Raw genomic sequence first — 1,199 nt, forward strand, 5'->3', positions numbered from 1 at the left:
TGTGGGGAGTTCCCGTTCCCCCCGAAAGCCAGCCAATGAAGACGGGAGGCTGGAAGCCTACCCGTTATGAAATTAACGCCCTACACACACTTTACGGGTAGGCAGAACGGTTACCCCGAAAGGGTTGGAGGTTTCGAGGGCTGGAAAGCCCAATGAAGGGCCAATGAAGACCAATCCCTACGGGATTATTGTAATAGAAAAACAAAGAATTGGGATAAAATTCCACAAAATTACACTAACTTCCCCACAGGGAAAACCCCAAAACCCATTTAAGGTTGAAAGTATAGAATAGGTTAGGGATGGCTTATGGGATTATTCTCCTTCGGCTCAAAAAAGAATAAGATCATAAAGATGCTCTCGGAGGGAGAGCTTGAGAAGATCCTCCGCTCTGCAGCGAGAGACCCCAAATATGTAGATGCTGTAATAGAGCTCCTCAAAGAGGGGAACCCGGGGATAAGGGGAGATGCCCTTCTGATCATTGGGGAGCTAACCATCAGACACAGAGACCTCATGATGCCCTATATTGAGAGCGGCCTCCCCGTAACTGTGCTTTCTCTCATAAACGACCCTGACCCGTATGTAAAAGAAAACGCCATGCAGAGCTTTGAGGCTATGCTGAAGTACTTCCCGTGGGTCGGGGAGAAGTTCAAGAACGAGATGGCCTCCCTGTTGATTGAAATTCTCCGGACGGGGGATAAGAACCGGAAAGCCTTTGCGATTATAATGCTTGGAAGGCTTAACGTGAAAGAGGCCCTTCCGGTAATAGAGGAGTTCAAGGACGTCGACGATACTGTAATCCTGCCTCTGGAGGGCATTAAATGGGTTTCCCTTGGGGAGATAGCCGAGAAAGTTATAAAAGAACTTGGAGGTAAGGTGAATGATTAATTTCATAGTATTCATGATACTTCTAATAATTGCAGCGGTTATAGTGGTCAAGCTGACCTTTGCCGTGCTCAGGTGGATGGCGGTAAACGCTATAGTGGGACTAATCTTGGTGGGGATTCTAAACTACCTCGGGGTTACCCACATAGAGCTCGACCTCATAAACTTCCTCATAATAGCTGTTGGCGGAATTTTGGGAGTTTTTCTTTTGATTTTTCTGTCCTTCCTTTAGCTTTTTCCGGGCGTGTTTAGTTTCACCCCCTGTTATTTAAACAGTATTTGACTCTGAGGAGGATTTTCAGACCATAACACATTAC

Annotated in this window: 2 protein-coding genes; both read left to right on the top strand. The window is 46.4% G+C overall.

From position 1 onward, the window contains the following. Positions 1-306 precede the first annotated feature (306 nt). Positions 307-885 carry a HEAT repeat domain-containing protein gene (locus GBV73_RS11045; RefSeq protein WP_152881343.1) on the top strand — a complete coding sequence of 193 codons (579 nt, stop codon included), beginning with the start codon at positions 307-309 and terminating at the stop codon, positions 883-885. After that, positions 878-1,114, top strand: a complete 237-nt coding sequence (locus tag GBV73_RS11050; RefSeq protein WP_152881345.1) for a pro-sigmaK processing inhibitor BofA family protein — start codon at positions 878-880, stop codon at positions 1,112-1,114. The genes GBV73_RS11045 and GBV73_RS11050 overlap by 8 nt, the downstream gene beginning before the upstream one ends. Positions 1,115-1,199 lie beyond the last annotated feature (85 nt).

Source organism: Thermococcus sp. 101 C5 (assembly GCF_009372125.1).
Classification (GTDB): Archaea; Methanobacteriota_B; Thermococci; order Thermococcales; family Thermococcaceae; genus Thermococcus_A; species Thermococcus_A bergensis.